We start from the raw sequence: 13435 nt of genomic DNA on the forward strand, positions 1-13435 counted from the left end.
CAGGAGCCAGCATCGGTTCCCCACGCCACCGCTTCGACCAACCGCCAAGCCGCTTCGACCAGCATCGCGCGCAGGGGGCGACAGCGTCGCCAAGCTGGCGTAGATATCCTCCATGACACTTCCCACCGAAGAGGGGCCACGCGGCGTTTCGCCGACCGCCGCCCTCTATTCCATCATCGGCTTCTGGTTCTTCTACGCGATCCTCATCAGCGTGCGGGCGCTGGTGGTGGGCTTCGACTATCAGGGCGAAATGGCGGCCCGCCGCGCCGTGGTGACGTTGATCGGCATCATCGTGACGTGGATTCTCTATCTGGCGATACGCCGGTTCGATGCCAAGCCGCTGGCGGTCCGCATCGTCGCCGCCTTCTCGCTCGCCGCGCCCTTCGCGCTCGCGATGGCGGTTGCCAACTATTATGTGTTCAACATCTATGACCCGATGGGTATGTTTCCCGACATGGACCAGCAGAAATATGAGGCCCAGTCCCATGCGCTGATCTATATCGTCGATGACGCCGTCAGCCGCTATTTCTTCCTGTCCGCCTGGGCCGGCCTCTATCTCGGCCTCTCCTATGCCAGCGAGGCGCATCGCACCGAACGCCGTGCCGCGCGCCTCGAACGCGCCGCGCAGCAGGCCGAACTGCGCTCGCTGCGCTATCAGGTGAACCCGCATTTCCTGTTCAACACGCTGAACTCGCTCTCCTCCCTGGTGATGAAGGACCGGCGCGACGAGGCCGAACAGATGATCATGTCGCTCTCCAATTTCTACCGCACCAGCCTCACCGGCGATCCGCTCGATGACGTGCCGCTGGAGGAGGAAGTCCATCTCCAGAAACTCTATCTGGATATCGAGGCGGTGCGCTTCCCCGACCGTCTGGCCACCCGGATCGACATTCCCGCCGACCTGCTGACCGCCTGCGTGCCGGGCCTCATCCTCCAGCCTCTGGTCGAAAATGCGATAAAATATGGCGTCTCGCGCACCTCCAGCCCGGTCGCCATCACCATCCGCGCGCGCGAGGAGCATGGCCTGCTGCACCTCATCGTCGCCGACAATGGCGACAAGCCGCCCAGCCCGGGCGATGGCGGCAGCGGCATCGGCCTCGCCAATGTGCGCGACCGCCTGTCCGCCCGCTTTGGCGATCAGGGCCGGATCGACTATGGTCCGCAGGCCGATGGCGGCTTTGCCGTCAATCTCTTCCTTCCGCTCAACCGCCGGGGGTGCTGACGCCCATGTCCATCCGCACCATGATCGTCGATGATGAGCCGCTTGCGGTCGAGCGATTGCAGATGCTGTGCGCGCGCGAACCGCGCATCGCGCTGGTCGGCACCGCCAATGATGGCGAGGCGGCGCTGCGCCTGGTCGAAGGGCTCAAGCCCGACCTGCTGTTGCTCGACATCGCCATGCCGCTGCTCGACGGCATCGGCGTCGCCCGCGCGATCAGCCAGATGGGCATCCGCCCGGCGATCATCTTCGTCACCGCCTTCGAAAGCTTCGCGGTCGAGGCGTTCGATCTCGCCGCGGTCGATTATCTGCTGAAACCCGTCGCCCATGATCGCCTGACCCGCGCGGTCGACCGCGTCGAACAGGCGCTGCGCAGCCGCGAGGGGGAGGATGGCGCCCCGCCCGCCCCGGCCGAACCCGCGCCCGAATGGGCCGAGGAATTCTGGGTGCCGCACCGTTCCGAACTGGTCCGCATCGCCGCCGACCAGATCGACCGGATCGAGGCGGAGCGCGATTATATGCGCCTCCATGTCGGCGCCCATAGCTATTTGCTGCACCAGACCATCAGTTCGCTGGAGGAACGGCTCGATCCGCAGGCGTTCGTCCGCCTGCACCGCTCGCACATCGTCCGCCGCCCGCATATTGCGCGACTGCGCCATGATGGCAGCGGCGTCTGGTTCGCGGCGCTGGCCGACGGCAACGAGATCCGCATCGGCCGCACCTATCTCGCCAATGCACGGGCGATGACGGGACGCTAATCAGGCGCTGAGTGTTCTTTTAGGAATGTCCTGACGGGTCCGCACCTCCACCCGACCACCCATCAGGGTAGAATGCCTGGGCGGTCGGGTGGGGGGGCGGGCCGGTGCCGAACTGAAAATGCGCTCTTCCGCGCATTTTCCAAAACAGGCGCCCGCTACCCGCTCAGTAGATCCACTGGATGCGGGTCAGCACCGTGTCGCTCTCGCCGCGCTCGCCAAACCGATCGAGCCAAGTATGGCCCCACGTCGCGCCGAATTTCCAGCGCGTCGTCGCCCACCAGTTGAGCCCCAGCATCGTCTTCTTGAAGCGGCCGCCCTCGATGCCACTATCGTCCAGGTCCATTTCCGAATAGCGCGCCACCAGTTCCGGCGCGCCCCAGCGGCCCTTGGGAATGACGCGCCGGGCATAGCCGACATTGCGGTCATAGGGCCGGGTTTCGCCGGTCAATATCCAGCTGCCGGTGACATACCAGCCATGGAAGACCGGATCGCGAAATTCGCGCGAATTGGTCCGGTTCAATATATATTCGCCCAGGAACGACACCGGCCCGACATTCAGCAGCGCCTCGCCGGCAAAGCCGTCGCTGCTCTGCGCCGCGAATTTCCCGGTGTCGATCGCGACATCGCCGACATTGGTTTCCGCCCGGCCGCTATAGCGGATCGTGCCGTCCGCTGCCGCATGGCGATAGGCGACACCGACATGCAGGAACTCGTTGCGGTCCGGCACGTCCCAGATCAGCCCGGTCATGCGCGCCGAATAGTCCCAGCCACGATCGGTCGAGCTGCCGAAATCCCAGCTATCCTTGTAGGCCCCCGCCGAAAAGGTCGCCGCCTTGTTCGCGCCCAGCACCTGGACGAAGCGGACGCCGAAATTGCGCGACGTGAAAAAGGGCGTCAGCACGCGCTCGCTATGCGGCAGGTTCGCCGAATCCCCTACCATTTCGTAGGAGAATGTCTCCTTGGTCTTGCCCAGCGTCATCTTGGTGCGGCTGCCCAGCGGAAAGGTCAGCGACGCGTCGGTCAGCTTCCATTTCTGCTCGGGGTTGGTGTCGAACCCCTTATATTCGCCGCTGACCTGATAGCTCACCCGATAATCGCCGCCGACCGATCCGATCAGGCTGAGCCGCGCCGATCGCACCTGAAACTCATTCTCCTGCCGGCCGATCTGGCTTTCATTGACCGCGTCCTGGCTGAAATCGGTCCAGTCGCCGATCAGCGACAGGCCCAGCCGGATCTTGAAGAAGGGCAGTTCCTTGTTCGGGTCGGCGGGCTTGGCCGGCGCGAAATCGGGGACGACATAGCTCGGCGTCTCGTCCACCGCATGCACGTCGCCGCCGCTATGGTGGCCGATCGGTTCGTAGAGCGATTCCGTGCTCTGCGCCCAGGCATCGGGCGCGCATAGCCCCCCGGCCATCAGCATTGCCATGATGACGGGCGAAGTGCCGGGAAGACGCGCGCGCATGACCATTATCCCCTTGAACCTGTCCCTTCTGATCGTCGCAAATCCGGAGGTCCGCTATCGGGGGAAATACCGAGAATGGCCGGGGCGGACGCGCCGGTTATCCCAACGCGAAAAGGGCCCGGCTCGCGCCAGGCCCTCTCCCTCCCTTGGCGGGATGATGGGCGTCAGTTGCCGACCACCGGCCGGGCATCCTTGGCATCGGCATAGCGTTCGTTGGTCTGGGCGCGGGCGATGGCGGTCGCGATCGGCGCCTCGACCTGGGCGATCGCCGCCGCGCGGCACGCGCTCATGGTGTTGATGTCGGTGCTAAAGCAGACCCGACTGGCCGCACGGGAGATGCGGGTGCGCAGTTCCTGCTGGTCGGCGTGGCGCGTGAGGTCCAGGTCGCCGAAGCGGACCTCGGTGGTGCGGCCGTTGGACGTGAACTCCTCGGCCGAAGCGATGCCGGAACCTGCCAGCAGGGCGGCGGCGGCACTCAGGGCAGTGATGATCTTGGCGGTGGCGAACATGGCGTGTCTCCTCAAAACTGTCATGGCATCCGGCCTGCGTCGTCAGGGGGCGTCGACGCGCCGGATGCGAACGGTTCGGCGGGGGTCTTGTAGGGGCGTTGCGCCATATCCCGTTCGCCCATCCTGTGTACGCGCCCGGCCGTCTCGCCGCTCGTCCGCTTCGACCGGCAACCCTCGTCATCGGCCAACGACCGATCCATCGACCAAGCGCGGATTTGCGAGGACGAACGACCGGACGAATGGCATTCGTCCGCGAAACGACAGCCAATTCCCTAGGGGAAATTACGGAGATTGAAGGAAAGCGGACATGAAAACGCCCCCGGCGCAAGGGAATGCCGGGGGCGTATCCGGATGCTGTCGGGCACTCCAGATCTTGTCTCAACTGTTACCGTCAACACGGCACCATCGGCCGTGAACCGTCGCTTAACGCGCTGCTCTCTGGCCTGTTTCCATGTCAGAATAGCGACAGGACTAGCGCTGCGCACGCCGCTTCGATAACCGGGGCACAGCATCCGCCGGGCGGCATCGGACGCGGACGAACCGCCCACCGCCATCCACCAACGACATCAGCCTTCCAGCGGCGGCAATCCGGCGCGCCGCAACGCATCGGCCAGATAGGCGGCAAAGGCGGCATCCCGTCCCGGCAGACGGTGCCGCAACCAGGCCAGCCCCACCAGCGCCCGCCAGGCGTTGAGCGCTTCCGGCTCCATCCCCGCCAGCTTGCGATAGCGCCCGACATAATAGGCCGTCGTCGCGTCGCGCAGCATGCCCTCCAGCCTCCCGGCCGACTGCCCCGGCCCGAAACGCATCAGCATCTCGCTGCGCACCACATCGGCCGCCGGGGCCGATCGCGCCGCCTTCGACCAGTCGATCACCGCCAGCCCGTCGCCACTTACGATCAGATTGGCGGGATGCAGGTCGCCCTCGATCAACTGGTCCAGCCGGTCGATCGCCGCCGCGCGCAGCCGATCGCCGATCGGCGCCATCTCGATATCCTCGGCCAATATCGCCTTGCGGCTGCGCAGTTCGGGCAGGTCATGCGCATGAATGGCCCGCTGCAACGCCGCCATCGCGCCCATCGCCCAGCCGATCCGATGGGGATGGCGGACGATATGATGGAGCAGGTTCGGCCCCTCTATCTCGCTATAGATGATGCCCTGCCGCCCGCCAGCCTCCGCGCGCCCGAACACGCGCGGCACCGGCAGGCCGGTCGCCTGGATCGCCTGCGCCGTCGCATGTTCGCGGGCGATGATCCCGGCGTCGACGCCCTCATGGAATAGTTTGAGCACCCGCCCCCCGTCCAGCCGATAGACCGCGGCGGAAGCGCCCTCGGCAATGAAGGTGGAAGGATCGGGCAACGTCATGCCCGTCGCCTGTGCCGCACCCGAACAGGCTTGACCAGTGTTTTTGCGCCGATACGCGCCATCAGCGACGCGACAGCTCGTCCGCCCCCTCGCCTGCGACCCGCTCACCCCGTCCCGCCGCGCTAGAAACGGAAGGACAGATTCCCCCGCCACTGCCAGCTCGACAGGCCGCCCGATCCGATCCCGTAATATTCGCCCGATCCGATCAGCGCGACATTGCCGCGCAACTGGATGCGCGTGCCGAACCGGACCGATCCGGTCGCCGGCGTGGTCGCGATCAGGCGCAGGTCCGGCCCCAGGACACGGCCGCCATTGGGGCGCAGATAGGCGAAATCGACGCCACCCTCGACATAGGGGGTGATGACCATGTCATCCGATCGGAACGGCCGACTGATCTCCAGCGACGTCGCCACCGCGCCATAATCATAGCGCGCATCGCCCTGCAGCACGCGCAGGTCGATATTGCCCACCTGCCCCTGCAGCACATAATTATCGTGCCAGATGCTGGCATAGCTCCACGACAGGCGGGGCCGCAGCAGGAAGCTGCCGATCGGGCGCTGCGCGCTCATCCCGACCGTGCCCGACAGGGTGAAGCTGTCATGCTTGCCCGACAGCATCAGCACATGCTGTTCATATTCGCCGAAGTTGAAGCCGATGCTGGCATCCAGCACCACGTCCGAATCTGCCATCCGATGCACCATGTATGGCTTCACCGTGATGGAATCGGCCTGCTGGCGCATGCCGCCATTGAAGGATTTATAATCCGAATTGCCGAACTGGATGGCCAGGCCGGCAACGGTGCGCTTGTCGATCCAGCGATCCAGGCCAATATTATACTGGTTCGCGCTGCCCCTGGTCCGGGCGCCGGAACGGTCATCCTTCAGCGTCGAATAGCTCCATTCTCCCCAGGCGGTCCAGCGCCGGCGGGCATTGGCCGCAATCCGGCAGGCCTTCGCGACCAGTTGCGGATCGCCCCGCAGCCGGCCTTCACGCCCGGCCCGGCAGACCTCATCGGCGGTCATCAGCATCGGGCGCCGCTCATCGCGGCCCGGCGCGACACCGGTCGGCGCGATCGGCGGCAGCGTCTCGGGGCGCGGCCGCTGTATCGGCCGCACGGTCGGCCCGCCCACGTCCGGATCGGGCCGCAGTCCTGGCGTCACCGTGTCGGGATCAGGACGCAGCCCCGGCGTCACCGTGTCCGGATCAGGCCGCAGACCCGGCGTCACCGTATCCGGATCAGGACGCAAGCCCGGCGTCACCGTATCAGGATCAGGTCGCAGACCCGGCGTCACCGTGTCCGGATCAGGCCGCAGGCCCGGCGTCACCGTGTCCGGATCAGGCCGCAGGCCCGGCGTCACCGTATCGGGATCGGGCCGCAAACCCGGCGTCACCGTATCCGGGTCAGGTCGCAAGCCCGGCGTCACCGTGTCCGGATCAGGACGCAAGCCCGGCGTCACCGTGTCCGGATCAGGACGCAAGCCCGGCGTCACCGTGTCCGGATCGGGTCGCAGGCCCGGCGTCACCGTATCCGGATCGGGCCGCAAGCCCGGCGTGACCGTGTCCGGGTCAGGCCGCAGGCCCGGCGTCACCGTATTAGGATCAGGCCGCAGTCCCGGTGTCACCGTGTCAGGATCAGGACGCAAGCCCGGCGTCACCGTGTCCGGATCAGGTCGCAAGCCCGGCGTCACCGTATCGGGATCGGGCCGCAGACCCGGTGTCACCGTGTCCGGGTCGGGCCGCAGGCCCGGCGTCACCGTGTCCGGATCAGGCCGAATCCCCGGTGTCACCGTATCGGGATCAGGCCGCAAGCCCGGTGTCACCGTGTCCGGGTCGGGCCGCAGGCCCGGCGTCACCGTATCCGGATTGGGCCGCAGTCCCGGCGTCACCGTATCCGGATTGGGCCGCAGTCCCGGCGTCACCGTGTCCGGATCAGGACGCAGTCCCGGCGTCACCGTGTCCGGATCAGGCCGCAGCCCCGGTGTCACCGTGTCCGGATCAGGACGCAGTCCCGGCGTCACCGTATCCGGGTCAGGACGCAGTCCCGGCGTCACCGTGTCCGGATCAGGCCGCAAGCCCGGCGTCACCGTATCCGGATCAGGTCGCAAGCCCGGTGTCACCGTATCAGGATCGGGCCGCAAGCCCGGCGTCACCGTATCCGGATCAGGTCGCAGCCCCGGCGTCACCGTATCCGGATCAGGCCGCAAGCCCGGCGTCACCGTGTCCGGATCAGGACGCAAGCCCGGCGTCACTGTATCCGGATCAGGACGCAGGCCCGGCGTCACCGTATCGGGGTCAGGTCGCAATTCGGGTGTCGGTGTATCAGGGTCCGGGCGGACTTCCGGCGTCACCGTATCGGGGTCTGGTCGCGCCTCCGGCGTAATGGGAACGGGCACTGGCCGCAGTTCGGGCGTGACGATTTCGGGATCGGGTTGCCGTTCCGGGGTCACCGTGTCGGGGTCAGGCCGCAGCCCTGGCGTCACCGTATCGGGGTTCGGACGCAGCTCCGGCGTCACGGTCTCGGGCAAGGGCCGCAATCCGGGCGTGATCAAATCCGGATTGGGGCGCAACCCCGGCGTTACCGTATCCGGCAAGGGGCGCAGCCCCGGCGTCACCGTATCCGGGTTCGGCCGCAATTCCGGCGTCACCAGATCAGGCAGTTCCGGGTCGGGCCGGTTCCAGTAATCGGGGAAATTGATGCCGCCCGGATGCTGGTCGGCGGAATCGACGAAATTGTCATATTCCGCATATTCGGTGCGGATATGGGCGAACAGATTATGGGTGCCGCCATTTTCCCGCACGATGGGCGATACCGTCAGGTGCAGGCCGGTATCGGGCTGGGTCCAACTGTCCACCCGCTCCCCGGTCTCGGGAAAGACGACGAAAAACTCGCCCGGATCGACGCCGGACAGCCACACCGAATGGTCCTTGCCCTCGGTCCAGCCCAGGAAGATGATCCGCCCCGCCGGCGTCTCGCTCTGGGCCATGGCCCCGGTCGTCGCCAATGCCATGCCCGCGACGCTGCCCGCCACGCTCAGGACGCCCGCATGCCAATGGAGCCGCCAATAGGTCATGCCCCGTTTCTACGTGCGATCCCATAGCCGCGGCCATCCATGGAAACCCCGAGACAGGCCGAGACGCGCCCGCAGCCGAACCAGAAACGCCCTTCGGCCGGCGCAGCGCGCCATCGTCCACGCCCGGCCATCTTCCCCTGGCCGCTCCCCCTTCCTATCTTGCCTCCCGACCGGGCAACGCCCCTTGCCCCCACGGAACAAATCTGGAACAACGCCCCCATGAGTCTGACCCACATTCCGAAGCAGAGGTTTACCGAATGCTGACCCACATCAGCGTCCGCGGCGCGCGCGAGCACAACCTCAAGGGCGTCGATGTCGATCTGCCCCGCGACAGCCTGATCGTCATCACCGGCCTGTCGGGCTCGGGCAAATCCTCCCTCGCCTTCGACACCATCTATGCCGAGGGGCAGCGCCGCTATGTGGAGTCGCTCTCCGCCTATGCGCGCCAGTTTCTGGAGATGATGCAGAAGCCCGATGTCGAGCATATCGAGGGCCTCTCCCCCGCCATCTCGATCGAGCAGAAGACCACCAGCCGCAACCCGCGCTCCACGGTCGCCACGGTCACGGAAATCTACGACTATATGCGCTTGCTTTGGGCGCGCGTCGGCATCCCCTATTCGCCCGCCACTGGCGAGCCGATCAGCGCCCAGACCGTCAGCCAGATGGTCGACCGCGTGGCCCTCCTGCCCGAAGGCACCCGTTTCTACCTGCTCGCCCCGGTCGTGCGCGGGCGGAAGGGCGAGTATAAGAAGGAACTGGCCGAGTGGCAGAAGGCGGGCTACACCCGCGTCCGCATCGACGGCGAGCTTTACCTGATCGAGGATGCCCCCGCCCTCGACAAGAAATACAAGCATGACATCGAGGTCGTGGTCGATCGCCTGGCGGTCAATGCCGACATGGCCACCCGCCTCGCCGACAGTTTCGAGCAGGCGCTCAAACTCGCCGACGGCCTCGCCTTCGTCGACCTGGCCGAGGGCGTCGTCCCCGGCCGCGAGGGCGTAGGGGCGGACAGCCTGCTTCCGGGGGAAGCAGGCAGCCCCGAAGCCGGCTCGCCTGGGCGAGCCGTTAGGGCCCAGTCCGCGGGCAAGATGAAGAATGCCGGCATCCCCGCCAACCGCATCGTCTTTTCCGAGAAATTCGCCTGCCCGGTCAGCGGCTTCACCATCCCCGAGATCGAGCCGCGCCTCTTCTCCTTCAACGCGCCGATGGGCGCCTGCCCGGCCTGCGATGGCCTGGGCGAGCGGCAGGAGTTCGACCCCGAACTGGTCGTCCCCAACGAAGCCCTCTCCCTGAAGAAGGGCGCCGTCGTCCCCTGGGCCAAGTCCAACCCGCCCAGCCCTTACTATATGCAGGTCCTGGGCTCCCTCGCCAAGGAATTCGGCTTCTCCCTCGACACCGCCTGGGCCGAGCTGCCGGGCGAAGTGAAGCTCATCATCCTCCACGGCACCGGCGGCAAGCCCGTCACCCTGCGCTTCGTCGACGGCAAGAAGAGCTATGAGGTCAAGAAGCCGTTCGAGGGCGTGATCGGCAATCTCAACCGCCGCCTGCTCCAGACCGAAAGCGCCTGGATGCGCGAGGAACTGAGCAAGTACCAGACCGCCATGCCCTGCGAGACCTGCCACGGCGCGCGCCTCAAGCCCGAGGCACTCGCGGTCAAGATCGCCGGCGAGGACATCTCCGTCTCCACCCGCCGCTCGGTGGTGGACGCGCTCGCCTTCTTCACCGCGATGCCCGACGCGCTCAATGAGCAACAGAACCAGATCGCCCGCGCCATCCTCAAGGAAATTGTCGAGCGCCTCGGCTTCCTCAACAATGTCGGCCTCGACTATCTGAACCTCGACCGCACATCAGGCACATTGTCGGGCGGCGAAAGCCAGCGCATCCGCCTCGCCAGCCAGATCGGCTCGGGCCTGTCGGGCGTCCTCTACGTCCTCGACGAACCCTCGATCGGCCTGCACCAGCGCGACAATGACCGGCTGCTCGTCACCCTCAAGCGCCTGCGCGACCTCGGCAACAGCGTCATCGTCGTCGAGCATGACGAGGATGCGATCCGCGCCGCCGACTATATTGTCGACATGGGGCCGGGCGCCGGCGTCCATGGCGGCACCATCGTCGCCCAGGGCACCCTGCCGCAGCTATTGGCGCACAAGGACAGCCTGACCGCGGACTATCTCAACGGCACCCGCCGCATTGAGGTGCCCGCCAAGCGCCGCAAGGGCTCGGGCAAGAAGCTCACCGTCCACAATGCCCGCGCCAACAACCTCACCGGCGTCACCGCGTCGATCCCGCTCGGCACCTTCACCTGCATCACCGGCGTCAGCGGCTCGGGCAAGTCCAGCTTCACCATCGACACCCTCTATGCCGCCAGCGCCCGCACCCTCAACGGCGCCCGCATCGTCGCCGGCCCGCATGACAAGATCACGGGCCTGGAACATTGCGACAAGGTGATCGACATCGACCAGTCGCCGATCGGCCGCACCCCGCGCTCCAACCCGGCCACCTATACCGGCGCCTTCACCAATATCCGCGACTGGTTCGCCGGCCTCCCCGAAGCGCAGGCGCGCGGCTACAAGCCCGGCCGCTTCTCCTTCAACGTCAAGGGCGGCCGCTGCGAAGCCTGTCAGGGCGACGGCGTGCTCAAGATCGAGATGCACTTCCTCCCCGACGTCTATGTCACCTGCGACGTCTGCCACGGCGCCCGCTACAACCGCGAGACGCTGGAGGTGAAGTTCAAGGGGATGAGCATCGCCGACGTGCTCGACATGACGGTCGAGGATGCGGTGGAGTTCTTCAAGGCCGTGCCGCCGATCCGCGACAAGATGGCGATGCTCGCCGAAGTGGGCCTTGGCTATATCAAGGTCGGCCAGCAGGCCACCACCCTGTCGGGCGGCGAAGCCCAGCGCGTCAAGCTCGCCAAGGAATTGTCCCGCCGCGCCACCGGCAACACCCTCTATATCCTCGACGAACCCACCACCGGCCTGCATTTCGAGGATGTCCGCAAGCTGCTGGAAGTCCTCCACGCCCTAGTAGACCAGGGCAACAGCGTCGTGGTGATCGAACATAATCTCGATGTCATCAAGACGGCGGATTATATTATCGATCTCGGTCCCGAGGGTGGAGTGAAAGGGGGTGAGATCGTCGCTACGGGCACGCCGGAACAGGTCGTGAAGGAACCCCGCAGTTTCACCGGCCACTACCTCGCCCCCCTTTTACGCCAGCCGAAGACCGAGGCCGCTGAATAAAGGATCATCGACATTTGATCGCGCCGAGACCGTCCGGGGGACGGTCTCGGCGCGATCAACCGGAGGGCGGCGTAAAGCCTGTCCTGACCGAAGTTCGAGCGAAGCCGAGAACCTAGTCGAAGGGGGCGGCGAAGTCGTCGCACAAGGCACGCCGAAGCAGGTGGTGAAGGAGCCGCGCAGCTTTACCGGACGCTATCTGGCGCCGTTGCTGAGCCACGCCTCAGTGAAAGCAGCAGAATGACAACACTGCGGTGCCCGCTGGCGAGCACGCGCCAGCGGCGCCCACCGAGTGCATCACGAGAGCACAGTTTCTACTAAACGCTTACCATCGGACTTGAGAAATTTTAATTGTTTCAAAATCGGCTTGCCGGGCGCGCCAAATGTTTCTGAAGCGCGGCGTGCATAAGTCCAAAAGGTCCAGCTCTTCACCGATTTTGCCTTATCGAACTCCTCGACACGCATAAATGTCTGGAAGAGATGATCAAAATTAAAGCTGTCAATTAACTGAACTGGCGTTCTATTTGAATATCGACGCTTATGGCCTTCAGCCCTAATCCTTGCAGCGAATGTTAATTTCCTTTTGAGATTAGAAACTGTCGAATCTCTTAGAAAAACTTTGGAACCATCGAATCTAAATCCAAGGTACTCCAATCCATTTTTCCCAGCCCCTTTAATATGCCTACACCTTAGAACACTTCCAGAATCTATATTGAATTCGTGAATGCTGCTTTTAGACTCTTTAATAACAAGCTGATTACCGAACGATGGCATCTTTAGCCGGACCTGTTTTTCTAGGTTCTCAGCCGCCGCCTGATCCTCAACTGCCACGACGAGCATTATATCATCGGAATATCGAAATGCCCTGCCGTTGTGGCTATCGGCAATCTCTTTCAGATAAACGTCAAAGTTCATCAGATTCATATTCGCGACCAAATCGCTTATCGGAGTTCCTTGGGGTATGCCGAAATCATCAAGGTTCTTGCGTATTATCGAACTAAAATGTTTTGATCCTGCAATTTTTTCTCGAAATTCCTTGGGGTTACAAAGTTGCTTCGGGATATCCTTGAATGGCTTCAAATACCCTTGAACCAACGTGCCATTTTTTGCCAATTTTTTGCCGAAATAGCCCAGTCGTTCGTAAACTTCAATTCGATCAACCCAACGATAGTTTGTTAGAGAATTCAAGACCGCTTCATGGTCGGCAGGCAGCGCATCCGCCTCCAACAGATCAGTCCAAATCTTCCTAATCATCTGGTGATCAAGAGATTCAAAAAACTTTGAGATATCAAGAGTTATAACAAAAGAATTCGGCATGCTGGCGATAAAACCAAAGGCATCTTTTGCAAAATCAATGTTACATTTCCCCTTGCCACCAGCTCCAACTATCTTCCGATAAGCAATCGGAATATCCGATATTCCCAGTGAGGAAATTCGCGCTTCATAGAGCGGCGATAGTATCCGGCGATATTTTGCGTAGATATACGCATCACGCCGCGCAGCATATCTAATCTTTCGAATTTTAGGGTCTGGCTTTGGGTTCGCTTTTGAACCACGGAATGGCTGCCAGCGCTTCTCATACTGTATTAGTGGAAAAAAGGCATTATGAGCAACCTTAACAGGGCTGTTCACTATGCTTCGTATTTCCGATAGCTTCAGCGGCGCATCGAAGTGCGGATAATGCTTAAGATCTTCAAAGCTGGGATCCCAAACATCTTGAGAAACAGAGCGAGAGGGGGCGGCACCAGTTGTCTTCATCAACCAAGGCCCGCCCCACACCGTTGTCTGCGAACTCGAAAGCTCTAACCTGAAG

Annotated in this window: 8 protein-coding genes; 3 read left to right on the forward strand and 5 right to left on the reverse strand. The window is 63.7% G+C overall.

Annotation, left to right across the window (positions count from 1 at the left end; translation table 11 throughout):
- Positions 1 to 112 precede the first annotated feature (112 nt).
- Together ACUCV3_RS24040 and ACUCV3_RS24045 are read left to right on the forward strand one after the other, a co-directional pair.
- On the forward strand, positions 113 to 1222 hold the full coding sequence (locus tag ACUCV3_RS24040) for a sensor histidine kinase (protein WP_482241211.1): 1110 nt from the start codon (positions 113 to 115) through the stop codon (positions 1220 to 1222).
- Positions 1223 to 1227: 5 nt separating this feature from the next.
- A complete protein-coding gene (locus ACUCV3_RS24045) occupies positions 1228 to 1977 on the forward strand; it encodes a LytR/AlgR family response regulator transcription factor (RefSeq protein ID WP_279729639.1) in 750 nt (249 codons plus the stop codon).
- A gap of 163 nt (positions 1978 to 2140) precedes the next feature.
- Here the strand turns inward: ACUCV3_RS24045 and ACUCV3_RS24050 are convergent, their stop codons facing one another.
- The 4 genes from ACUCV3_RS24050 to ACUCV3_RS24065 form a co-directional block, all read right to left on the reverse strand.
- A complete protein-coding gene (locus tag ACUCV3_RS24050; protein WP_482241212.1) occupies positions 2141 to 3439 on the reverse strand; it encodes an OprO/OprP family phosphate-selective porin in 1299 nt (432 codons plus the stop codon).
- Between the two features lie 164 nt (positions 3440 to 3603).
- Positions 3604 to 3948 (reverse strand): UrcA family protein, encoded by a 345-nt coding sequence (locus tag ACUCV3_RS24055; RefSeq protein ID WP_004207717.1) that lies wholly within the window; start codon positions 3946 to 3948, stop codon positions 3604 to 3606.
- Between the two features lie 566 nt (positions 3949 to 4514).
- On the reverse strand, positions 4515 to 5312 hold the full coding sequence (locus tag ACUCV3_RS24060) for a phosphotransferase family protein (protein WP_279729637.1): 798 nt from the start codon (positions 5310 to 5312) through the stop codon (positions 4515 to 4517).
- Positions 5313 to 5434: 122 nt separating this feature from the next.
- Positions 5435 to 8383 carry an autotransporter domain-containing protein gene (locus tag ACUCV3_RS24065; protein WP_482241213.1) on the reverse strand — a complete coding sequence of 983 codons (2949 nt, stop codon included), beginning with the start codon at positions 8381 to 8383 and terminating at the stop codon, positions 5435 to 5437.
- Positions 8384 to 8640: 257 nt separating this feature from the next.
- Here ACUCV3_RS24065 and uvrA point away from each other — a divergent pair, with 257 nt between their 5' ends.
- Positions 8641 to 11625, forward strand: coding sequence for an excinuclease ABC subunit UvrA (uvrA, locus tag ACUCV3_RS24070; protein WP_482241214.1), 2985 nt, complete (start codon positions 8641 to 8643; stop codon positions 11623 to 11625).
- Positions 11626 to 11919: 294 nt separating this feature from the next.
- Here the strand turns inward: uvrA and ACUCV3_RS24075 are convergent, their stop codons facing one another.
- On the reverse strand, positions 11920 to 13383 hold the full coding sequence (locus tag ACUCV3_RS24075) for an RNA-dependent RNA polymerase family protein (RefSeq protein WP_482241215.1): 1464 nt from the start codon (positions 13381 to 13383) through the stop codon (positions 11920 to 11922).
- Between the last annotated feature and the right edge of the window lie 52 nt (positions 13384 to 13435).

The organism is Sphingobium sp. VMM (assembly GCF_056790315.1).

What these genes read in the sequence shown, in the direction of transcription:
- ACUCV3_RS24050 (WP_482241212.1), bottom strand. Translation starts at nt 3,439, where the DNA reads ATGCGCGCGCGTCTTCCCGGCACTTCGCCCGTCATCATGGCAATGCTG.
- ACUCV3_RS24055 (WP_004207717.1), bottom strand. Translation starts at nt 3,948, where the DNA reads ATGTTCGCCACCGCCAAGATCATCACTGCCCTGAGTGCCGCCGCCGCC.
- ACUCV3_RS24045 (WP_279729639.1), top strand. Translation starts at nt 1,228, where the DNA reads ATGTCCATCCGCACCATGATCGTCGATGATGAGCCGCTTGCGGTCGAG.
- ACUCV3_RS24040 (WP_482241211.1), top strand. Translation starts at nt 113, where the DNA reads ATGACACTTCCCACCGAAGAGGGGCCACGCGGCGTTTCGCCGACCGCC.
- ACUCV3_RS24065 (WP_482241213.1), bottom strand. Translation starts at nt 8,383, where the DNA reads ATGACCTATTGGCGGCTCCATTGGCATGCGGGCGTCCTGAGCGTGGCG.
- uvrA (WP_482241214.1), top strand. Translation starts at nt 8,641, where the DNA reads ATGCTGACCCACATCAGCGTCCGCGGCGCGCGCGAGCACAACCTCAAG.
- ACUCV3_RS24060 (WP_279729637.1), bottom strand. Translation starts at nt 5,312, where the DNA reads ATGACGTTGCCCGATCCTTCCACCTTCATTGCCGAGGGCGCTTCCGCC.